Source organism: Brachybacterium equifaecis, from assembly GCF_023509525.1.
Lineage (GTDB): Bacteria > Actinomycetota > Actinomycetes > Actinomycetales > Dermabacteraceae > Brachybacterium > Brachybacterium equifaecis.
In genome coordinates this window covers 49,191-69,619 of sequence record NZ_JAKNCJ010000001.1, presented here as the reverse complement: position 1 = coordinate 69,619, position 20,429 = coordinate 49,191, and the positions used below count along the sequence as shown (strand labels likewise).

The 20,429-nt window shown below is 71.5% G+C and carries 20 protein-coding genes; 19 read left to right on the top strand and 1 reads right to left on the bottom strand.

The genetic code is table 11. The features are described from left to right. Positions 1-104 precede the first annotated feature (104 nt). Complete coding sequence (locus Bequi_RS00340) at positions 105-785, top strand: peptide deformylase (protein WP_249736007.1); 681 nt, start codon at positions 105-107, stop codon at positions 783-785. A gap of 104 nt (positions 786-889) precedes the next feature. After that, on the top strand, positions 890-1,642 hold the full coding sequence (locus tag Bequi_RS00335; RefSeq protein ID WP_249736006.1) for a hypothetical protein: 753 nt from the start codon (positions 890-892) through the stop codon (positions 1,640-1,642). A 75-nt stretch (positions 1,643-1,717) separates the two neighbouring features. Here Bequi_RS00335 and Bequi_RS00330 read toward each other — a convergent pair whose 3' ends face one another. Next, the gene (locus Bequi_RS00330; RefSeq protein WP_249736005.1) at positions 1,718-2,230 is read right to left on the bottom strand and encodes an inorganic diphosphatase; all 513 of its coding nucleotides are present in this window, start codon (positions 2,228-2,230) and stop codon (positions 1,718-1,720) included. An 82-nt stretch (positions 2,231-2,312) separates the two neighbouring features. On the opposite strand from Bequi_RS00330, the gene Bequi_RS00325 reads away from it, so the two are divergent. From Bequi_RS00325 to panC, 17 genes are all read left to right on the top strand, one after another. Further along, positions 2,313-3,722, top strand: coding sequence for a D-alanyl-D-alanine carboxypeptidase/D-alanyl-D-alanine-endopeptidase (locus Bequi_RS00325; protein WP_249736004.1), 1,410 nt, complete (start codon positions 2,313-2,315; stop codon positions 3,720-3,722). Next, on the top strand, positions 3,722-4,804 hold the full coding sequence (gene tilS / locus Bequi_RS00320; protein ID WP_249736003.1) for a tRNA lysidine(34) synthetase TilS: 1,083 nt from the start codon (positions 3,722-3,724) through the stop codon (positions 4,802-4,804). Before Bequi_RS00325 ends, tilS begins: the two co-directional genes overlap by 1 nt. A 59-nt stretch (positions 4,805-4,863) precedes the next feature. Then, positions 4,864-5,415 (top strand): hypoxanthine phosphoribosyltransferase, encoded by a 552-nt coding sequence (gene hpt / locus Bequi_RS00315; protein WP_249736002.1) that lies wholly within the window; start codon positions 4,864-4,866, stop codon positions 5,413-5,415. Between the two features lies 1 nt (position 5,416). After that, on the top strand, positions 5,417-7,507 hold the full coding sequence (gene ftsH, locus Bequi_RS00310; protein WP_249736001.1) for an ATP-dependent zinc metalloprotease FtsH: 2,091 nt from the start codon (positions 5,417-5,419) through the stop codon (positions 7,505-7,507). A 13-nt stretch (positions 7,508-7,520) separates the two neighbouring features. Next, positions 7,521-8,081, top strand: a complete 561-nt coding sequence (gene folE / locus Bequi_RS00305; RefSeq protein WP_249736000.1) for a GTP cyclohydrolase I FolE — start codon at positions 7,521-7,523, stop codon at positions 8,079-8,081. A gap of 4 nt (positions 8,082-8,085) precedes the next feature. After that, positions 8,086-8,937 carry a dihydropteroate synthase gene (gene folP / locus Bequi_RS00300; protein ID WP_249735999.1) on the top strand — a complete coding sequence of 284 codons (852 nt, stop codon included), beginning with the start codon at positions 8,086-8,088 and terminating at the stop codon, positions 8,935-8,937. A gap of 301 nt (positions 8,938-9,238) precedes the next feature. After that, positions 9,239-9,523 (top strand): hypothetical protein, encoded by a 285-nt coding sequence (locus Bequi_RS00295; protein WP_249735998.1) that lies wholly within the window; start codon positions 9,239-9,241, stop codon positions 9,521-9,523. A gap of 2 nt (positions 9,524-9,525) precedes the next feature. Continuing rightward, positions 9,526-10,419, top strand: a complete 894-nt coding sequence (locus tag Bequi_RS00290; protein WP_249735997.1) for a hypothetical protein — start codon at positions 9,526-9,528, stop codon at positions 10,417-10,419. Further along, complete coding sequence (locus tag Bequi_RS00285; protein ID WP_249735996.1) at positions 10,416-11,690, top strand: hypothetical protein; 1,275 nt, start codon at positions 10,416-10,418, stop codon at positions 11,688-11,690. The genes Bequi_RS00290 and Bequi_RS00285 overlap by 4 nt, the downstream gene beginning before the upstream one ends. A gap of 3 nt (positions 11,691-11,693) precedes the next feature. Then, positions 11,694-13,652, top strand: a complete 1,959-nt coding sequence (locus Bequi_RS00280) for an ABC transporter ATP-binding protein/permease (protein WP_249735995.1) — start codon at positions 11,694-11,696, stop codon at positions 13,650-13,652. 115 nt (positions 13,653-13,767) lie between these two features. Beyond that, positions 13,768-14,694, top strand: a complete 927-nt coding sequence (gene folK / locus Bequi_RS00275) for a 2-amino-4-hydroxy-6-hydroxymethyldihydropteridine diphosphokinase (protein WP_249735994.1) — start codon at positions 13,768-13,770, stop codon at positions 14,692-14,694. Then, entirely contained in the window at positions 14,691-15,194 is a 504-nt protein-coding gene (locus tag Bequi_RS00270) for a DUF3180 domain-containing protein (RefSeq protein WP_249735993.1), read from the top strand. The genes folK and Bequi_RS00270 overlap by 4 nt, the downstream gene beginning before the upstream one ends. Further along, a complete protein-coding gene (locus tag Bequi_RS00265; protein ID WP_249735992.1) occupies positions 15,191-16,411 on the top strand; it encodes an acyltransferase family protein in 1,221 nt (406 codons plus the stop codon). The genes Bequi_RS00270 and Bequi_RS00265 overlap by 4 nt, the downstream gene beginning before the upstream one ends. A gap of 31 nt (positions 16,412-16,442) precedes the next feature. After that, a complete protein-coding gene (locus Bequi_RS00260) occupies positions 16,443-17,006 on the top strand; it encodes a PH domain-containing protein (RefSeq protein ID WP_249735991.1) in 564 nt (187 codons plus the stop codon). Continuing rightward, complete coding sequence (locus Bequi_RS00255) at positions 17,003-18,628, top strand: PH domain-containing protein (RefSeq protein WP_249735990.1); 1,626 nt, start codon at positions 17,003-17,005, stop codon at positions 18,626-18,628. Before Bequi_RS00260 ends, Bequi_RS00255 begins: the two co-directional genes overlap by 4 nt. Further along, entirely contained in the window at positions 18,625-19,539 is a 915-nt protein-coding gene (locus tag Bequi_RS00250; RefSeq protein ID WP_249735989.1) for a Rossmann-like and DUF2520 domain-containing protein, read from the top strand. The genes Bequi_RS00255 and Bequi_RS00250 overlap by 4 nt, the downstream gene beginning before the upstream one ends. After that, entirely contained in the window at positions 19,536-20,378 is an 843-nt protein-coding gene (gene panC / locus Bequi_RS00245; protein ID WP_249735988.1) for a pantoate--beta-alanine ligase, read from the top strand. Before Bequi_RS00250 ends, panC begins: the two co-directional genes overlap by 4 nt. The last annotated feature ends 51 nt before the right edge of the window (positions 20,379-20,429 follow it).

The following is a 20,429-nucleotide window of genomic DNA, read 5'->3' as shown; positions in this document are numbered from 1 at the left end:
CGCGAAGTGCTGTGTCATCCCGGAGCGGGGGCGTGGTCCCGCGAGTGCTCGCGTGCGTCCTTGCACCGGTGAGCCGATGCTACCCCATGGGGGATACTGCGTCAGTGGATCTCACCGAATACACCCGCCGCCTGCTGGACCGCCGCGAGAGCGCCGATGCGCCCCTGAGGATCGTGCAGGTGGGCCATCCCGCCCTGCGACGCCCCGCGCGGGATGCGCGCGGGGCCCTTGAGCCCGAGATCCTGGCGGAGCTCGTGGACGCCATGACGCTCACGATGCACGAGGCGCCCGGGGTCGGGCTCGCCGCTCCGCAGATCGGGCTGCCGCTGCGCCTGTTCGTGGCGCAGGATCGCTTCGCCTCCGAGGACGGCGACGAGGAGGACGACCTCCTGGAGCGCCGCCCCCTGCCGCTGCGCGCGATGCTCGATCCCTCGTACGAGGCGATCGGGACCGAGCGCGTCCTCGCCTGGGAGGGCTGCCTCTCGATGGACGGCTTCAGCTCGATCGTGCCGCGCGCCCGCCGGATCGCGTTCCGCGGGACCGAGCTGCGCGCCGACGGGTCCCTGGAGGAGGTCCAGGAGGAGCATCTCGGCTGGACCGCCCGCATCCTCCAGCACGAGACCGACCATCTCGCAGGCACGATCTGCCACGACCTCTGCATCCCGCGCTCCATCGTGGCCAACCGCCACGCGCCGCGCTACGCCGATCTCCCCGACGCCGTCACCGAGCTCGGCCTGGAGGGGGAGATCGCGACGCTGGGCAGCGGTCAGATCCGCCTGCCCTGAGCCGGCGCTGAGCTGGGGGAGCCGGCCAGTCGCACCCGCTAGGGTGTGGGCGTCCGCCGGGGGGAGGCCCTCGGCACCATGATGCGAGAGAGAAGGAGGACGCCGTGCTGGGACTGCCGAGCAAGGCCGACAAGGAGCGCGAGAGCGCGCTCGAGACGACCGGGGAGAACGGCGAGGCGCAGGCGCCCGACGAGCGCACCCTGACGATCATCGACCACGCGCTGCGCATCCAGGCGCCGCTGGCCAACCGCTACGTCGCCTCGCTCCGGAAGAAGCGCCCCGAGCTCTCGGACGACGAGCTCGTCGCGCACATCGAGAAGCAGTTCACCCGGATGCTCACGGCGTCGGGCGCGGGCGTCGGCGGGGTGGCGGCGCTGCCGGGCGTCGGCACGATCGCCGCGATCGCGCTGACCACGGGCGAGGGAGCCGCATTCGCCGAGGCGTGCGCGTTCCTCACCCTTGCGGTCGCGCGGATCCGCGACGTCGACATGAGCGACAAGGAGCGGCGCCGCACGATCACGCTGGCGATCCTCGGCGGGGAGAAGGGGCAAGAGCTCGTCTCTAAGGCGCTCGGCAAGCAGGGTGTGCAGTGGACGACCGTGCTGAACGGAGTCGCCCCGGACTTCGTGATGTCGGCCGTGAACAGGCAGATGAAGCGCTGGATCCGCCGCAAGGTCGCCTCGCGACTGGGCTCCGTGTGGGCCGGACGCCTGATCCCCTTCGGGGTCGGCGCTCTCATCGGCGGCGTCGGCAACCGGGCGATCGCCAAGAGCGTCCTGTCCGCGCAGCGCACCGTCTTCGCGCACGCTCCCGGCCTCCAGGGCTCCGCCCCTGCGGCGGGCGGCATCGAGGCCTGAGAAGGCTCGCACGCCAGCGGCCCCTGATCCGATCGGATCAGGGGCCGCTGGCATCCCGGGCGCAGTGCGCAGGGATCAGACGTCCTGGGTGAACTCGTTCTCGTGCTCGGTGCCGCGAGCGCGCTGGTAGGACTCGCGGATCTCCGCCTCGGCGTCCGTGCGGCCCTCCCAGTGGGCGCCCTCGACGCTCTTCCCGGGCTCGAGATCCTTGTAGACCTCGAAGAAGTGCTGGATCTCCAGGCGGTGGAACTCGGAGACGTCGGTGAGCTCCTGGCGGCGGGCCTGGCGCTGATCGCCGACCGGCACCGCGATGATCTTGTCGTCACCGCCGGACTCGTCGCGCATGCGGAACATGCCGAGCGCACGGCAGCGGATCAGGCAGCCGGGGAAGGTGGGCTCCTCCAGGAGCACGAGTGCATCCAGCGGATCGCCGTCCTCGCCGAGGGTGCCCTCGATGAACCCGTAGTCATCGGGGTAGCGCGTCGCGGTGAACAGCATGCGGTCCAGGCGGATGCGGCCGTTGTGGTGATCCACCTCGTACTTGTTGCGATTGCCTCGAGGGATCTCGATGGTGACGTCGAATTCCACGTCTGCAGCTCCATTGCGTTCGGCCCCGAGGGGCACGGCCAGTTCCATCGCCACTCTATATGGTTGCCTCTATCGTTGCCCCATGGACTCCGAGAAGGCAGGCAAGGCCTGGCGCGCTCTCGCGATCGGGCTGTGCGCCGCGATCCCGGTGAGCTTCTACGCCCTGGGCGATCTGGCCGACGCCTTCCCGGGGGTCCTCACCCTCGAGCGCCCCTCCGCCGCCGCCCAGGCCGGCCCGCCCGCCCAGGGCGAGGATCTCGCCCGCGCCAGCGCGGAGCCCCTGGTGCCGGCGCCCGCGTCCGAGGCGCTAGCAGATCTCGCCGCGGGACTGAGCGCCCGGATCGACGCGCTGGCCGCGGATCCCGTCATCGGCGGGAATCTGGCCGTCAGCGTCGTCGATGCGCAGACGGGCGAGGCGATCGTCGCGCGCGACGCGGACGCCGCCCGCATCCCGGCCTCCACCCTCAAGCTCCTCACTGCGGCCGCCGTCCTGAGGGTGCTCCCCGGAGAGACGACTCTCACCACGAGCGCAGTGCTCGAGGGCGACACGATGACCCTCGTCGGCACCGGCGACATGACGCTCACCGACGCGAAGCTGGCCGCGCTCGCCGATGCCGCCGCCGCCATGGTGCTGGAGGGCGGGGCGCGGCCGATCGCCCTGCGCCTGGATACGAGCGCCCTGCCCGGCGGCGAGAACCCCGCGTGGGGCGGGAACGGCCGCGCGGGAGGATGGGTGGCGCCGACGGCGGCGCTCGCCGTCGACGAGGGCCGACTGGATGCGAGCCCTTACGGCGCGAAGTCCGCGGATCCCGCGGGCGATGCCGCCCAGCGCTTCGCCCAGCTGCTGCGCGAGCGCGGGGTCGAGGTGAGCGGCGAGATCGCCCCCGGCATCGCGCCGCCGACCGGGCGCAGCGTGCAGGTGGGGTCCGCCCCGCTCGAGGAGATCGTGCAGACGACCCTGCTGCACTCCGACAACACGCTCGCCGAGCTGCTCGCGCATCTCGTCGCGCGCGCCCACGGCCTCGAGCCCACCCCCGCGAACGCCGCCGCGGCGGTCGACGCCGAGGTGAGGGCGCTCGGGGCGGAGCTCGGCGTGCCGGGCGCCGACCTCGCCCAGCTCGTGATCCGCGACGGCAGCGGCCTCTCCCTCGACAACCGCGTCTCGCCGGCGCTGCAGACGGCTGTGCTCGGCAGGGCCGCCTCGGGCAGCGCGCCTGCGCTCGAGCCGCTGCTCTACGACGTCCCCATCGGCGGTCTCAGCGGCACGCTGGCGGAGAGGTTCTCGGATCCGGGCGTCGCACCGGCGCGCGGCGTGATCCGCGGGAAGACCGGATACCTGGGCGGGACGGCCGCGCTCGCCGGGGTCACGGCGCTGCCCGACGGCCGCACCGTCGCCTTCGACATCATCGTGCACGGCTTCCCGCCCGAGCAGGCCGACGAGGCCCGCGCCGGCGTGGACCGGGTGGCCGCCGAGATCGTCGAGACGTCCTGATGGCGGGCCCTCCGAAGGCGGTGGCCCGTGCGCGGAGCGCCGTGCGCGCTGCCCTCATGGCGCGGTTGGAGGTCCTCGCGGACGCCTCGGCCGGTCACCTGCGCCCGCGGGTGCTCGTCGGGCTCAGCGGCGGCGCGGACTCGCTCGCGCTGTTCGCGACCACGTGCTGGGCGGCTTCCCGCCTCGGCCTGGAGACCGAGGCCGTGATCATCGACCACGGGATCCAGGAGGGATCCCAGGGGGTCGCCGAGCGCGCCCGCGTCCAGGCGGAGCGTCTTGGCGCCGCGCGCGTGCACGTGGTGCGCGTCGCCGTGCAGCGCTCCGGAGGCGGGGGAGTGGAGAACGCCGCCCGCACCGCGCGCACCGCGGCGTTCGAGGAGCTGATGGAATCGCGCGGGGCGCTCGCCCTGCTGCTCGGGCACACGCTCGACGACCAGGCTGAGCAGGTGCTGATGGGCCTCGCGCGCGGGTCGGGCCTGCGTGCGCTCGCCGGCATCCCGCCCGTGCGCGGGCACGTGCTGCGTCCCTTCCTCGGCACCGGTCGCGACGAGAGCACAGCGCTGACGCGCGCGGACACTGAGGCGATCTGCGCTCTCCACGATCTCGAGTGGTGGGAGGACCCGATGAACGCGGATCCCTCCCTGCTGCGCTCCCGCGTGCGCCACCGCATCATGCCGCTGCTGAGGGAGGAGCTCGGCGAGCAGATCACCGAGAACCTCGCTCGCACCGCAGCGCTGGTCGCACCCGACTCCGAGCTGCTGGACGCGGAGGCGGCGGATCTCGGGCGCTCGCTCCTGCGCAGCGAGGGGCCCGCGCTGGAGGAGGGGGACCTGCTGGTCGCCGATGTCCATGCGCTCGCCGCCGCGCCCGCCCCCCTGCGCACGCGGGTGCTGCGGGATGCGGCTCGGCTCGCGGAGAAGCTGGGACCGGGGCCGTCGGACAAGTCCCTGCTGCGCCGCCACGTGCTCGCCGCGGATGCCCTGGTTGTCTCATGGCACGGTCAGGCTGCCGCTGCCCTTCCGGGTAGGATCGAGGTCGCTCGTCGGGACGGACTGCTGGTGTGGCGCCGCTCCCGCGGATGACGCGCCGCCCCGGCCGCGCCCCGCACGGCGAGCGGCAGCCGACCCACCAAGGAGACCGCGTGTCCGTCACCCTGCATGACGACGTCGAACGCATCCTGCTCGATGAGCAGAGCATCCACTCGCGACTGGCGGAGATGGGGGAGGCGATCGCTCGCGACTACGCCGAGGATCCGCCGCTGATCGTCGGCGTCCTCAAGGGCGCCGTGATGGTGGTGGGCGACCTGACCCGCCGCATCGATCTGCCGATCGACATGGACTGGATGGCGGTGTCCTCCTACGGCTCCGGCACGAAGTCCTCGGGCGTGGTGCGCATCCTCAAGGACCTCGGCGCCGACATCACGGATCGGCACGTCCTCATCGTCGAGGACATCATCGACTCGGGTCTCACGCTGAAGTGGCTGCTGACGAACCTGCGCTCCCGCGGCCCGAAGTCGGTCGAGGTCGCGACCCTGCTGCGCAAGCCCGATGCGGCGCGCGTGGAGATCGACGTGAAGTACGTCGGCTTCGACATCCCCAACGAGTTCGTGGTCGGCTACGGCCTCGACTACGCCGAGAAGTACCGCAACCTTCCCTACGTGGGCGTTCTCAAGCGCTCCGTCTACGAGGACTGATATGGCCCAGCGCAGTGACCAGGCCGGCAGCGGCACTCCCAAGAAGCGGCGCCCCGGGGCGTCCTTCGCCGTGTGGATCGGGCTGGCGCTGCTGCTGGGGATCCTCGCCTTCTCCCTGCTCGGCAGGGACGGCTACCAGAGCATCGACACCGAGCAGGGGCTCGAGCTGCTGAAGGGCGGCACCGTCGAGCAGGCCAAGATCGTCGACGGCAACCAGCAGCGCGTGGACCTCGTGCTCACCGAGGACTTCGAGGACAAGGGCGACCGCGTCAGCTTCCCGTACGTGACCGCGCGCGGCGACGCCGTGGTCGAGGCGGTCCAGGCGGCGGATCCCGAGAAGGGGTACACCGACGAGATCGCCTCCACCTCGCTGTGGAGCACCCTCGCGTTCTCGCTCCTGCCGCTGCTGCTGTTCCTGGGCCTGTTCTGGTTCCTGATGATGAACGCCCAGGGCGGCGGGCGCGCCATGCAGTTCGGCAAGTCCAAGGCGAAGCTGTTCAGCAAGGAGTCCCCGAAGGTCACCTTCGCCGACGTCGCCGGGGCCGAGGAGGCCGTCGAGGAGCTCGACGAGATCAAGCAGTTCCTCGTGGACCCCCAGAAGTACCAGGCCGTCGGCGCGAAGATCCCCAAGGGCGTCCTGCTCTACGGCCCGCCCGGAACGGGCAAGACGCTGCTGGCCCGCGCGGTCGCCGGCGAGGCGAACGTGCCGTTCTACTCGATCTCCGGCTCGGACTTCGTGGAGATGTTCGTGGGCGTCGGCGCCTCGCGCGTGCGCGACCTGTTCAACACCGCCAAGGAGAACTCCCCGGCGATCATCTTCATCGACGAGATCGACGCCGTCGGCCGCCATCGCGGGGCCGGCATGGGCGGCGGGCACGACGAGCGCGAGCAGACCCTCAACCAGATGCTGGTGGAGATGGACGGCTTCGACGCCCACCAGAACGTCATCCTCATCGCCGCCACCAACCGCGTCGACATCCTCGACCCCGCGCTGCTGCGCCCGGGCCGCTTCGACCGACAGGTCGCCGTCGGACTGCCGGACCTCAAGGGCCGCCTGCAGATCCTGCGCGTCCACGCGGAGGGCAAGCCGCTGGCAGAGGACGTCGATCTCGAGATCGTCGCGCGCCGCACGATCGGCATGTCGGGGGCCGACCTCGCGAACGTGCTGAACGAGGCGGCCCTGCTGACCGCCCGCTCGAACAACCAGATCATCGACGCGCGCGCGCTCGACGAGGCCATCGACCGCGTCTCCATGGGACCCCAGCGCTACTCGAAGGTGATGAGCGATCGCGAGCGCCAGATGACCGCGTACCACGAGGGCGGCCACGCCCTGGTGGCGGCGGCGCTGAACAACTCGGCGCCCGTCAACAAGGTGACGATCCTGCCGCGCGGCCAGGCCGGCGGCTACACGATGGTCGTGCCCACGCAGGACCGCAACTACCAGTCGCGCAACGAGCTGCTGGACCGCCTGGCCTACGCGCTCGGCGGCTACGCGGTCGAGGAGGGCATCTTCCACGACGTCACCACCGGCCCCAGCTCCGACCTGCAGAACGCGACGAAGGTCGCGACCGCCATGGTCACCCAGCTCGGCATGAGCGAGCGGCTCGGCCAGGTGTTCTACGGCGGCGGGCAGGACGAGGTCTTCGTCGGCATGCAGCAGGGCGCGGGCGGACCGAAGATGTCCGACGAGACCGCACAGATCATCGACGAGGAGGTGCGGCGCCTGATCGACCAGGCGCTCACCGAGGCGTGGGCCGTGATCAGCGAGAACCGCGACGTGCTCGACCGCCTCGTGCTCGAGCTGCTCGAGAAGGAGACGCTCAACGAGCGCCAGCTCGCGGAGATCTTCGCCGACGTGCGCAAGCGCCCGGCCCGCGAGGTCTGGCAGTCCTCGGAGCGTCGGCCCGTGTTCACGGCCCCGCTGGTCGGCGGCGATCCCCGCAACCGCGGCACCGAGTCCGACGACGCCGGCGAGCCCCTGAGCCCCGGTGCTCCCGAGCTGCCCTCGCCGGGCGGCGACGGCCCGCATATCCCCGGCGCGCCCGGCGAGCTGGGCGGGATGGGGACGAGCACGCAGGGCAGCGGTGCCTGAGAGGGGCGCGGGCATGGATCTGCCCCGGATCGAGGCGGCCGTGCGCGAGATCCTCGCGGGCATCGGCGAGGACCCTGATCGCGACGGGCTGCGCGGCACCCCCGGGCGGGTGGCGCGCATGTATGCGGAGGTCTTCGAGGGCCTCGCGCAGGATCCTCACGAGCCGCTGTCGGTGACCTTCGGGGACATCGACCACCAGGAGCTCGTGCTCGTGCGCGACATCCGCTTCTCCTCGATGTGCGAGCATCACCTGCTGCCGTTCACCGGCCAGGCGCACGTGGGGTACATCCCCGGCGAGGGCGGAGTGACGGGACTGTCGAAGCTCGCGCGCCTCGTGCACGTGTATGCGCGCCGCCCCCAGGTGCAGGAGCGCATCACCAGCCAGATCGCGGACGCCCTGATGGAGGAGCTCCATGCGGCGGGCGCGATCGTGGTGCTCGAGGCCGAGCACTCCTGCATGTCGATGCGCGGCGTGCGCGCCGAGGGCTCCCAGACCGTCACCTCCGCTGTGCGGGGGATCCTCCGCAATGGGCCGACGCGCTCGGAGGCGATGAGCCTCATCATGCGGGGCTGAGCGGATGATCCGCCGTCCCTGCGGATTGCCGCGCGACCTCGAGCGCGAGGAGACCCTGGTGATGGGGATCCTGAACGTCACCCCCGATTCCTTCTCCGACGGGGGTGCGCACGACGATCTGGAGCGCGCCCTCGCCCACGGGCGACTGCTCGCCCGCCAGGGCGCGGCGGTCGTCGACGTGGGCGGGGAGTCCACCCGCCCGGGAGCCGAGCGGGTCAGCGAGGCCGAGGAGTTGCGCCGCGTGATCCCGGTGGTCGCAGCCCTCGCGGGCGAGGGCATCGCCGTCAGCGTGGACACGATGCGCGCGGCCGTCGCCGCCGAATCCGTCGCCGCGGGCGCCCTGATCATCAACGACGTCTCCGCCGGGCAGGCCGATCCCGCGATGGCCGCCACCGCTGCCGAGGCCCGCACGCGCCTCGGTGCGCCGCCCGTCTTCGTCGCCATGCACTGGCGCGGCCACAGCGACGTGATGAACGCGCTCGACTCGTACGAGGACGTCGCCCGGGACAGCGCGCGCGAGCTCGCCGCGCAGCTCGATGCGCTGCGCACTGCGGGAGTCGAGGACGAGCTCCTCGTGGTCGATCCCGGCCTCGGCTTCTCGAAGTCGGGGGAGCAGAACTGGGAGGTGCTGCGCGACTGGGAGGCGATGCGCAGCCACGGCCTTCCGATCCTCATCGGCGCGAGCCGCAAGCGCTTCCTCGGCGCGCTGGACGTCGACCGCGACGCCGCCACCGCCGCCGTGACGACGTATTCGGCTCTGCACGAGGCGTGGGCCGTGCGGGTGCACGAGGTCCCGGGATCGGTAGCGGCGGCGCGGGTGGCGGGGCGGGTGAGCCTTCCGAGCGCCGGCTTATGAGTCGAGCGGGCCTGGGCTCGTCCCCATCCCCGTGGGGGAAGGTAACAAATCGGTAACGAATGGCTCGCATGGCTCCCTGGCCTAATTGGTCACTGCCAGAATCTAGCCATGCTCCTCTTGAGCCGCTGCGATGCATCGGGGGGGGCGGAACGAAGGAGTTCCCTATGAAGATCGGAAAGCCCTTGCGCTCGCGGCGGGATCCATGGTGATGGGTGGAGCGGTGGTCTCCGCTCAGGCGTACAGCACGTACCCGGGCCAGGATCCGGGGCGGAAGTCAACATGCCCCTCTACCTACGGTTGCATGTGGAAGGACTACGACTACGAGTCCTGGGATGTGCAGGCCTACCGCATCAACTTCCAGAACGGCTATGCTTACCTCAACACGGGGAAGTATCGCTCCGACACGAGCGATACGGGTCTCAATACCGGTTCGTCGTTTGCCAACAATGGAACCAGCGGCAAGAGTGTCTGCTTCTATACCGAAGTCGCATACACGGGAAGCAAGTTCTGCTTGGCGAAGGGTGCGACTGAGCCGGGCTACACAGACTGGCGGAACGACAATGCGGAGTCTGTGAAATTCCAGTGAGCGTGAGGAACTTTCTCGCTTCCGGGGCGGCGGCATGCATTCTTGCAGTCGCCGTCTCGGCCTGTGCAGGAACCCCTAGCGAGAGGGGTGAGCTCGCCACTACCCCTCAGGGCTCGAAGGACGTCGCCCAGTGGTCCATGCCGCTCGATTCCTATCTTGAGGTGGCGCAGAGTGCGGTGCCTCGAGAAGCATGGCTTGTATCGATGTCGAGCTGCATGACAGGCGCGGGCTTTCCGGGCCCCGAGGTTCCCGTTGGGTTCGCGGCTCCAGTCGACCCCACGCGAAACATCGTCGGGTATAAACTCTTCGATCGCGAGATTGCTGAGAAGTACGGATATCACGATGCATCCATGCTTCCAGAGTTTGCCTATGTGGACCCAGGAGACTCTTTCGGCGTGCTCATTCAGCAGTTTGGTGAACCTGCTCAGGCTGCATTCGATAGCTGCTCGGCCGAGTTTGATGGATTGCTCGCGAGTGATGCAAGCAGTGATGACAAATCCTCTATGTGGCTCTCGGTGGAAGCAGCGCATCAGGTAGAGTCGTCGGGAGCGCTCGCCGACGTGCGCGGCGCATGGCGAAAGTGCATGGAGCCCCAAGGGGTGCCAGGGCTTTCGGATGGGCCAGAGGATTTTCCTCTCATTGCAATGACGGAGTCCGGTCTAGACCTCAGTGGAGACGGTGTGGCCCGCTCGGCGCCGACGCCCCGCGAGATCGAGCTCGCCATCGCCGACGCGGAATGCAGGGACTCCTCCGGCTACTCGCAGAAGCGGTACGACCTCGAATGGGAGGCCGAGTCGAAGCTCCTCGATGCGAACCGGGCGCACCTCGAGGAGGAGCGCGCGAAGAACCAGGCGAAGATCGATGAGGCGACCGCGGTCCTGGCGGAGGAGCGGTGAGCTCGTCACTCATCCCAGCGCCGGGCGGCGGCGAGAACACGCAGGTGGCGCCTGCGCGCCGCCGCCCGTCCTGGCTGCTCCCGGTCGCGATCCTGCTGCTGATGGCGCTGACCGCCGGGGCGACCTGGGCTATCGCACAGCGCACGCAGTCGCCGCAGCAGGTGCAGGCGGCCGCGCAGGCGCCTGCCCCTGAGGCGATCACCGCGACTCTCACCCGGGGGCCGCTCGAGGACACCACTACCGCGCGCGTCGCCATCGGACCCGCGCAGACCCAGCAGATCGTCCTCCCCACACGGGAGGGCGCGCGCGTCGTGACGGGGAACCCGCTCAGCGCGAGCACGCCGATCGGCATCGGGCAGCCGCTGATCGAGCTCAACGGTCGACCCGTCTTCGCTGTGCTCGGCACCTTCCCCTACTACCGCGACCTCGCAGTGGGGGACACCGGCCCGGATGTCGAGCAGTGGCAGCAGACTCTCCGGGACCTCGGTTACTCGATCCCCTCCTCTGAGTACGGTCGAGTCGGTGCGCGCACCGCGACTGCAACGGAGAAGTTCTATGCCGCACGCGATTATCCGGCTCTGAAGCCTGACTCAGCTGCAGAGCAGCCCGCTGCCTCGAACACGCCGACTGCAGCTGGTGCAGCGGCACCAGCGGCATCGCCGAATGCTGCAGCAGCCGGACCCGTGACGGGAGACCTCGTCCTGCCCATGGCCGAAGTGGTCGTCGTCCCCGGCGGCGACCAGCGCCTCCAGAGCGTCCCCGCTGTCGGCACCACCCTCGCGGAGGATGCCACCCTCTCGCTCGCCGGCGCCGATCTCGCAGCGACCAGCAGCGTGCCGGCGATCGATGCGCCCGCGCTCGCCGAGGGCATGGCCGTCACGATCACCCCCGACGCGGGAGAGGTCCGTACGGGAGTGCTCGGTGCGGTTCCTGCCCCTGCGGCTGCTCCAGCGGAAGCGGATGCGACCACGACGGGCCAGGTGCCGCTCGTGACGATCCCCGTTTCTGTGGAGGGCGGGATTCCTCCGGAGTGGGAGGGGAAGAACTTCATCCTCACGATCATCAAGCAGCGAGTCGCCGACGACGCGATCCTGGTGCCGTCGACGGCGATCACCACTGATGCCACCGGCAGTGCGATCTACGTGCGACAGTCGGACGGCTCGTTCGCTCGTGTTTCGGTGAGCGTGGCGGGAACTGTGCGCGGAGTGGCCGCAGTGGCTCCTGACGAGGCCAGCGGCGTCGTCGAAGGCGCCGTCGTCAGGATCGGCTGAGCGGTGCCGAGGATCCGCCTCGTCGGCGTCGCGAAGAGCTACCCCGGCCCGAGCCCTGTCCACGCGCTGCGCGGGATCGACCTCACCATCGAGCAGGGCGAACTGATTGCCATCGAAGGACCCTCCGGCGCAGGCAAGTCCACACTGCTGAACATGCTCGCTCTGCTGGATCTCCCCACCTCGGGGAAGATCCTGGTCGGGCTGGACGATCCGAGCGCGATGCGCCCGAGGGCGCTCGCGAAGCTCCGCTCGTGCACCTTCGGCTTCATCTTCCAAGGGTTCCATCTTCTCGACGCCCATACGGTGATCGAGAACGTCACCCTCGCCTTCCGCTACCGGGCACTTCCCAGAGCCCGGCAGCTGGAGCTCGCGGCTGCGGCTCTCGAGCAGGTGGGTCTGGCCGATCGCGCAGAGGAGCTCGCTCGCAACCTCTCCGGCGGTCAGCGCCAGCGCGTGGCGATCGCACGTGCCATCGCCGGCGGCGCGCCCGTGCTCGTCGCCGACGAGCCCACCGGCAACCTCGACTCCGAGAACAGCGCGGCCATCATCGATCTGCTCACCTCGATCGCGCGCACCGGCCGCACGGTCGTGATCGTCACCCACTCCGCCGACGTCGCAGCAGCCACCGACCGCCGGATCGTGGTGCGGGACGGCCGGATCGCCTCCGATGCGCGAGTCGCCGGTGCACCAGCGCTCGCAGCCGAGGACGAGCCGACGGAGGTGCTCTCGCTCGCGAGCGATGGTGGCGAACCCTCGGCGCATGCGGCCGCAGCACGGCAAGAGGGGCACGACTCGCGCCTCTCCCTGCCGGACCTCCTGCGAGATGCGTGGGGCACGCTCGCGTCTCGCCCTGGGAAGTACGCGGCCCTCGTCCTCGTGATCGCACTGGGAGTGGGCCTCGCCGTGACGACCTTCGGTCTCACGGAAGCAGCACGAGCCCAGGTCGCCCAGACCTTCGATGCGACGCGCAACATCCAGGTCGACGCCGCCCTCGGCGATCCGCGCACGAGCATCTCCGAGTACGCCGCTCGCTCCGAGCAGCTCGCCGGAGTGGACCTGGCCGGCGCTGTCCACATCACGCGCAGTCCCGCGATCAGCGCTGAGAGCGGTGAAGCCCCTGCAGGGACGCCTCTCGCCGCGGTCACGCCGGACTATCTGGAGTCCGTCGGCGCGACAGTGCGGTGGCAGGGGCAGAAGCGGGAGATCGCCGATGGCGAGGTGCTGGTGGGCGGCAGTCTCGCCGCTGAGCTGGGGCTGCCGCCGCTGTTCTCCGGCCCGCGGGTGCGCGTCAACGGCACCGAGGCCCAGGTGGTCGGGATCATCGAGGAGTCGGCGCTCGCCCCGGAGCTGCTGCGCAGCGTCGTCGGGGGAGCGAGCTTTCCCGTCGCCGACAGTCCGCTGCTACCGCCGCCAGTGACCGCGGTGCCGCCCGAGATGGCGGTCCACGTGCGCGCCGTCCCGGGTGCGGCGCAGCAGATCGCACAGCAGCTTCCTCTGGCACTGCAGCCCGAGGATCCCAGCAGCGTCCACGTGCAGGCCCCGCCGGATCCGCAGACGCAGCGCGGCAGCATCGAGGCGACCGTCCGGGCATCTCTGCTGGCCCTGTCGGCCGTCTCGATCCTGGTGGCGGTGATCTCGCTGATGAACTCAATGTCCGTCTCCGTGCTCGAACGCTCCCGGGAGCTGGGACTGCGCCGGGCTCTCGGTGCGCAGCGCAGCCACCTGCGTCGGCTCGTGATGGTGGAGGCGATGCTGCTCGGCGCTGCCGGTGGGGTGTGCGGGCTGTTCCTGGGTCTCCTCGCGGTCCTCTCGGTGTCGATCTCGCGCGGCTGGGTGCCGATCTTCGACCCGGTGCTCGCGCCGATCGCCGTGGCCGCGGGCATCGTCGTCGCTGCGCTCGCCGGTGCTGTCGCGGCGTGGCGCGCGAGCCGGATCCAGCCGGTGGAGGCTCTGCGGCTGTGACCGATCGCGTCTGCGACGCGCGGAGCTCCACGTGCGCAGGCACCCAGAGCCGGCAGGCCCTGCCATTCCGACCGGCCGGTCCCTGCAGTCGGCTCGCACCTGGGAGGATGGGCACATGAGCGAGAAACCCCGCGGCCAGTCCTTCAGCGCATCTCCTCAGCCGAGCGACGCGATCACCCTGACGGGCTTGCGCGCCTGGGGCCGCCACGGGGTCCTCGCGCATGAGCGCGAGGCGGGCCAGGAGTTCTCCGCGGATCTGCGCCTCGAGGTCGATCTGCGCGCCGCCGCGCGAGGCGACGCCCTGGGCCGCACCGTGAACTACGCGGAGGTCGCCGCGAGCGCCGTCGAGGAGATCGAGGGCGAGCCGCACCAGCTCATCGAGACCCTCGCCGAGCGGATCGCCCAGCGCGTGCTCGCCGAGCATGTCCTGATCCGCCGCATCGCCATCACGATCCACAAGCCCTCAGCGCCGATCCCGCACCCCTTCGCGGACGTCACCGTGCAGATCACCCGGGATGCCGCCCCGGTCGATGCGGTCCTCGCGCTCGGCACGAACTTGGGGGATCGCGCGGCCCACCTGCGCGGGGCGCTGGAGTCCCTGCGCGGGGCCGACGGCGTCGAGATCGCCTGGACCGCGCCTGTGATCGAGACCGATCCCGTCGGGGGAGTCGAGCAGGCGGCGTTCCTCAACACGGCGATCGGAATCCGCACGGTGCTCGGTCCCTGGACGCTGCTGGATCTCGCCCAGCGCCTCGAGCAGGACGCGCAGCGCGTGCGCGAGGTCCGCTGGGGGCCGCGCACCCTCGACGTCGACCTCATCTCCTATGGAGATCTGATCCAGGACGATCCCGAGCTGACCCTCCCGCACCCGCGCGCCCATGAGCGCGCTTTCGTGCTGGCGCCCTGGCTGCAGGCGCAGGCCGACGCGGAGCTGCCCGGTCGCGGGCGCGTGGCCGCGCTGCTCGAGCACGCCCCGGACCGCCACGGCATCCGCCCCGGTCCTCGGATCCCCGGTTTCGGCGCGGTGCGGGAGGGGTCATGAGGCCCCTCTCGATCCCGACGCTCCTGCTCCTCGCGCTGATCGCGACGGGATTCGGCGCCTCGCTGGCAGCCTTCCTCGCCTCTCGCGGCGGGACCGTGCCCATCACCGGCCCCTTCACCGGGCTGGTGATGCTCGTCCTCGCCGCGGTGCTGCTCGTGCTCGGTCTTCCGCTGCGCCGCTACATGCGCGAATCGGAGCAGCGTCGGATCCAGCCGACCGTCGCGCCCCGTCGCCATCAGCTCGACCTGCCGACGGCGTTCCGCACGGTCGTCCTCGCCCGGGCCTGCGCCTACACGGGCACCCTCGTCGCAGGCATCTTCGCCGGTCAGGCCCTCCACCTGCTGGCGAGCGGCACGGGCAGCCTGTGGGGTGCCGTAGCGCCGACGGCGTTCGGCGCCGCCTGCGCCGCGGCCCTCGCGGTGCTCGGGGCCGTCGTCGAGCGCTGGGGCACGCTGCCCCCGCAGGACGGCGAGAGCCCTGGGGAGTCCGAGCCCGCGTGAGCGAGGATGCAACCGCCCCAGCCCCAGCCCCAGCCCCAGCCCCAGCCCCAGCCCCCGCCCCCGCCGCCCCGCGCCGGGCCGCGCGCCTGGAAGCGCTGGACTGGCTGCGCCTGATCGCTGCGCTGACCGTGGTCGCCTACCACTGGCTGTACTTCGGCGTGCTCACGGACTACATCGCCGTGCAGGACGAGCTGAGCCCGATCGGCCGCATCGCGCGCTACGGCATCATCGGCGTCGAGCTGTTCTTCCTGATCTCCGGGTACGTCATCCTGAACTCGGTCCGGCATCGCGATGCCCGCGGCTTCCTCGTGGCCCGGGCGGTGCGCCTGTATCCGGCGTTCTGGGTCGCCATGTCGATCACGGCCGGGGCGATCGTGCTGTGGGGTGCGCAGGCGCACCTCAGCATGTCCTGGCACACCTACCTGTGGAACCTCACGATGATCCCGCGCAGCTTCGGGGCGAGCCCCGTGGACGGCGTCTACTGGACGCTCGGCATCGAGCTGCGCTTCTACCTGCTGATCGGGATCCTGCTCCTGCTGGGGCTGCGCAGAGTGCTGCCGCAGGTGATCGCGGGGTGGTCCGTCCTGATGCTGCTGATCACGCTGGCGGCGCCATCCCTCGCGGGCCAGATCTACCTCGGCGACTTCTATCTGCTGTTCGCGACCGGGGCGCTGCTCGCGGAGCTCCATCGACGATTCGCCGCGGGATGCTCGCGGCCCTGGTGGCTGAAGGCCTCGCTCGCCTGCGCGGCGATCGGCGCCCTCATCGCCTCGTTCCGCCGCGCGCAGGTGCGCACCGTCCCGGGAGAGGGGGACGGGCTCGCCTGGAACCCGTGGATCTATAGGGCGCTCGTGCTGCTGGCGATGCTCCTCATCGCCGCGCTCGGCACCCCGCAGATCGCGCAGCTGCGCCTGCCGTTCTCGCGCGCCGCGGGCGGGATCACCTATCCGCTGTACCTCCTGCACGCGAACCTCGGCTACATCGCCTTCAGCCATCTCGCGACCGCGCGCAAGCTGCCCTGGATCCAGCTCGCGACCCTCGCGGTGATCCTGGCGCTGGCCTGGACCCTCCACCGCGTGGTCGAGGTGCGCGGAAAGCGATGGTGGATGGCCCTGTTCGATGCGACTCTCGGCCGGGTGGCCGGCGCCCTGCAGTCGCTGCTGCCGGGCCGCAGCGACGAGCCGAAGGAGAGGGCGCGGCAGACGAACGTCGGATGATGACCCCCTGCCGAGCTGGAAGGATAGGGGCATGACCGAGATCGGACCCTCCCCCGCCCCCGCAGCCGATGCCCCGCCCGCACGCAGCCCCGAGACCTGGGCCGAGCGCGCCGGGCTCCTCGGAGCCGCAGGCCTGAAGCCGGTCTCGGAGAAGCTGATCCCCGCGAGGTACCTCAGCCAGGCGGTGGGAGCGGTGCTCTCCCTCGCGCTGGTCGCGGGATGCGTGTGGCTGGTGATCCGCTTCGACTGGTGGTGGATGTGGATCCTCGCGATCCTTCCCGTGCTGTGGACGCTCCCCGGACTGCTCCTCACTCCGCGGCGCGTGCGCGCGCTCGGCTACCTCGACGGCGAGCACGAGCTCGTGACCGCATCCGGTCTCATGTTCCGCTCGGTCACCACCACCCCCTACGGTCGCGTGCAGTCGGTGGAGATCAACGAGGGCCCGATCGCGCGCCGCTTCGGCATCGCGCGGCTCACCTTCTCGACCGCCTCCACCGACTCCGGCGGCTGGATCGACGGCCTCCCGCGCGAAGAGGCCGAGCGGCTCAAGGAGTTGCTCACGCGCCGCGGCATCGAGCGGATGCAGTCCCTGTGAGCGACCAGCACGTGCACGGCCCCCGCCGCACCCACCCGCTGACCCCCCTGCTGACCGGCTGGAAGGTGCTGGCCGGTGTGGTCGCGGTGCTGCTCGCGCAGAACATCTCGGCGCTGGTCGACGAGTTCACGTGGCGCCGCGCGCTGCTGGGCGGGGGCATCCTGCTGGGCATCGCCCTGCTCGCCGTGGTCCTCAGCGCCGTCAGCTGGTGGCGCACCACGTACGAGATCTCCGAGGACGGCGTCACCCTGCGCTCCGGCCTGCTGACCCTCACGCGGCGCGTCGCCCCCAGGGAGCGGATCGAGTCGGTCTCGGTCGAGCGGCCCCTGCTCGCGCGCCTCGCCGGACTGGCGAAGGTGCGCGTGGAGATGGCCGGCGGCGGCGAATCCCACCTCGATCTCGCCTACGTCACGGCGCGCGACGCCGAGGAGATCCGCACCAGGATCCTGCGGGTCGCCGCGGAGATCCCGCAGGACGCTCCCGCACCGGGGGAGAGCGCCGAGGCGCCCGTCGGCCCGACCGGCGCAGCCGCAGGCGGGCCCGCACCGGCCCCGAGCGGGATCGGAGCCTCCGCGCCCGCAGAGCACCCCGAGGCGGCGCTCGCCGCAGAGCACCCCGAGTCGGCGTTCGCCGCAGGGCACCCCGAGGCGGCTCTCGCCGCTGACAGACGCAGCGATCGATTGCGCGCGGCCCTCCACGACGGCGTCACCGGGGGCGAGCTGATCGCCCAGATCCCCACGAGCAGGCTCATCCGCTCGCTCCTGCGCGACGTGAGCCTGCTGGTGGGAGCGGTCTTCGCCGTCCTGTGGGCCGCCTTCTCCATCGGGCTCCTCCTCACGGTGGAGGGCTACGGCTTCGCCTCCCTCGCCGTCGCCCTGCCCATCGCGCTCGGTCTGGTGCGCTCTGCGTTCAGCCGAGTCGAGAGCGGCTGGGGCTTCGTCTCGCGCAACACCGACACAGGTCTGCGCATGCGGCGCGGACTGCTGAACACCCGCACCGACAACATCGGCTCCGGGCGCGTCCAGGACATCACCCTGCACCGGCCCCTGCTGTGGCGCGGGCCCGGCTGGACCCGCGCGGCCGTGACCGTGGCCGGCATCGACGCGACCGACGACGCCAAGGCGACGAGCGTCCTGCCCGTCGGCACCCGCGAAGAGCTCGCGCGCACGTTCGGCCACCTGGTCCCCGGACTCGGCACCGAGGACGACTCCTCGCTCATCGAGCACCTGCTCACCGCTCCCGCGGCCGAGCTCGGCGGCACGGGGCCCCGCAGCCGCCTGTACTTCGTGGGCCGCCGCACCCGGCGGGTGCTGGTCCTCCCCGGCGCGATCGCCGTGCGCAGCGGCATCCTCACGAAGCGGGTGCAGATCGTCCCGCGCGAGCGCATCCAGGGGCTCTCCCTCGCCCAGGGGCCGATCGCCCGTCGCGTCGGCAGCGCGACCCTGAGCGTGGGGATCGCCGGCTCCAGCGCCGAGCTGCATGACCTCCCGCTCGCCGACGCTCTCGCGCTGCAGGAGACCCTCGCCGCCGATGCGCGCAGCGGCCGCCGCTACGACCGCGAGCGCACCTGGCCGCAGCCGCCGCTCGCGGGCCGGCCCGCGCTCGCGGCCGCTGCGCGATGAGCGCCCCGCGCCTCGGGATCGGGATCATCGGCGCCGGGAGAGTCGGCGCCGCTCTCGGGGCGGCCCTGCGCGCCGAGGGCCACGCGATCACCGGTGCCTACGCCGTCTCCGCCGCCTCGCGCGAGCGCGCCGCCGCCCTCCTGCCCGGCACGCCGCTGCTGGGAGTGCACGAGATCGTCGAGCGCAGCGAGATGGTGCTGCTCGCCGTCCCCGACGACCAGCTCCCTGGGCTCGCGAGCGGCATCGCGAGCGCCGGGATCGCTCCGGGCGGGCAGATCTTCGCGCACACCTCGGGCCGCTTCGGCACGGCGGTGCTCGCCCCGCTCGAGCGCACCGGCGCAGCGGCCCTCGCCCTGCACCCGGCGATGACCTTCACCGGCACCCCCGCCGACCTCCCGCGCCTCATCGGCTGCCCCGTCGGCATCACGGCGAAGACCTCCGTGCTCCCCATCGCGCAGGCCCTCGTGGTCGAGATCGGAGCGGAGCCGGTCACCATCGCCGAAGGCGACCGGCCGCTCTACCACGCGGCCCTCGCCCACGGCGCGAACCACCTCGTGGTGCTCGTGGACCAGTCGCGCGAGCTGCTGCGCAGCGTCGGGATCGAGGAGCCCGGCCAGTACCTGCGCCCGCTGCTCGGCGCCGCGCTTGAGGAGTCGCTGCGGCGCGGATCCGACGCCCTCACCGGGCCCGTGATGCGCGGCGATGCGGGCACCGTCGCCGCGCACCTCGAGGCGCTCGCCGAGGCCGACGGCTCCGCTGCTGCGCGCCGCGCTCCCGCCGACGCCGAGCGGACCTACCGCGCTCTCGCCCGGGCCGCGCTGGATCGCGCGGGCCTCGACGCGCATACTGCCCAGCAGATCGCTGCGCTCCTGGAGCGCGGCGCCCCGCAGCCGGAAGAAGGAGAGAGATGAGCACCGTCGTCACCACCAGGACTGCGCTCCTGCGCGCCAGGGCCGCCATGGACGGGACGGTCGCGGTGGTGATGACCATGGGCGCCCTGCACGAGGGCCACCTGAGCCTGGTGCACCGCGCCCGCGAGCTCGCCGACCACGTCATTCTCACGGACTTCGTGAACCCCCTCCAGTTCGGTCCGAACGAGGACTTCGACGCCTACCCGCGCGATCTCGCCTCCGACGTCGCCCAGGTCGAGGGGCTCGTGGACCTCGTCTTCGCGCCGAGCGTCGAGGAGATGTATCCGCTGATGCCCCCGCCCGTCACCGTCTCCGCGGGCCGGCTCGGCACCGTGCTCGAGGGCGCGCGCCGCCCCGGGCACTACGACGGGGTCGTCACCGTGGTCACGAAGCTCCTGCAGCTCACGAGACCGCACTTCGCCGTCTTCGGGCAGAAGGACGCCCAGCAGCTCGCGATCATCCGGGCCCTCGTCTTCTCCCTCGACATCCCCGCGTCCATCGAGGCGGTGCCCATCGCGCGCGAGGACTCGGGCCTCGCCCGCTCCAGCCGCAACGTCTACCTCTCGGACGAGGGCCGCGAGCGCGCTCTGCTGCTCTCGCGCACCATCGCCGCGGTCTCCGCCGCGGCGCCCTCGGCCTCAGGCATCCTCTCCGCGCTGGAGACCGCCCGGCGCTCCGCCCCGGAGGGCGTCGAATGGGACTACGCGTTCGCCGTGGATCCCGGGACGTTCGAGGAGATCACCCCGGAGCACCGCGGCGAGGTGCTCGTCGTGCTCGCCGCTCGTGTGGAGGGAGTGCGCCTGCTCGATGCCGCTGTGGCGGTGGCGACAGAGCGCTGAGACGCGCAGGTGCGCGGCGGGCCGCCCGCACCGGGATCTGAGAGAATCGGC

What these genes read in the sequence shown, in the direction of transcription:
- folP (WP_249735999.1), top strand. Translation starts at nt 8,086, where the DNA reads ATGATCCGCCGTCCCTGCGGATTGCCGCGCGACCTCGAGCGCGAGGAG.
- ftsH (WP_249736001.1), top strand. Translation starts at nt 5,417, where the DNA reads ATGGCCCAGCGCAGTGACCAGGCCGGCAGCGGCACTCCCAAGAAGCGG.
- Bequi_RS00270 (WP_249735993.1), top strand. Translation starts at nt 14,691, where the DNA reads ATGAGGCCCCTCTCGATCCCGACGCTCCTGCTCCTCGCGCTGATCGCG.
- tilS (WP_249736003.1), top strand. Translation starts at nt 3,722, where the DNA reads ATGGCGGGCCCTCCGAAGGCGGTGGCCCGTGCGCGGAGCGCCGTGCGC.
- panC (WP_249735988.1), top strand. Translation starts at nt 19,536, where the DNA reads ATGAGCACCGTCGTCACCACCAGGACTGCGCTCCTGCGCGCCAGGGCC.
- Bequi_RS00295 (WP_249735998.1), top strand. Translation starts at nt 9,239, where the DNA reads ATGTGGAAGGACTACGACTACGAGTCCTGGGATGTGCAGGCCTACCGC.
- folK (WP_249735994.1), top strand. Translation starts at nt 13,768, where the DNA reads ATGAGCGAGAAACCCCGCGGCCAGTCCTTCAGCGCATCTCCTCAGCCG.
- Bequi_RS00325 (WP_249736004.1), top strand. Translation starts at nt 2,313, where the DNA reads ATGGACTCCGAGAAGGCAGGCAAGGCCTGGCGCGCTCTCGCGATCGGG.
- Bequi_RS00260 (WP_249735991.1), top strand. Translation starts at nt 16,443, where the DNA reads ATGACCGAGATCGGACCCTCCCCCGCCCCCGCAGCCGATGCCCCGCCC.
- folE (WP_249736000.1), top strand. Translation starts at nt 7,521, where the DNA reads ATGGATCTGCCCCGGATCGAGGCGGCCGTGCGCGAGATCCTCGCGGGC.
- Bequi_RS00250 (WP_249735989.1), top strand. Translation starts at nt 18,625, where the DNA reads ATGAGCGCCCCGCGCCTCGGGATCGGGATCATCGGCGCCGGGAGAGTC.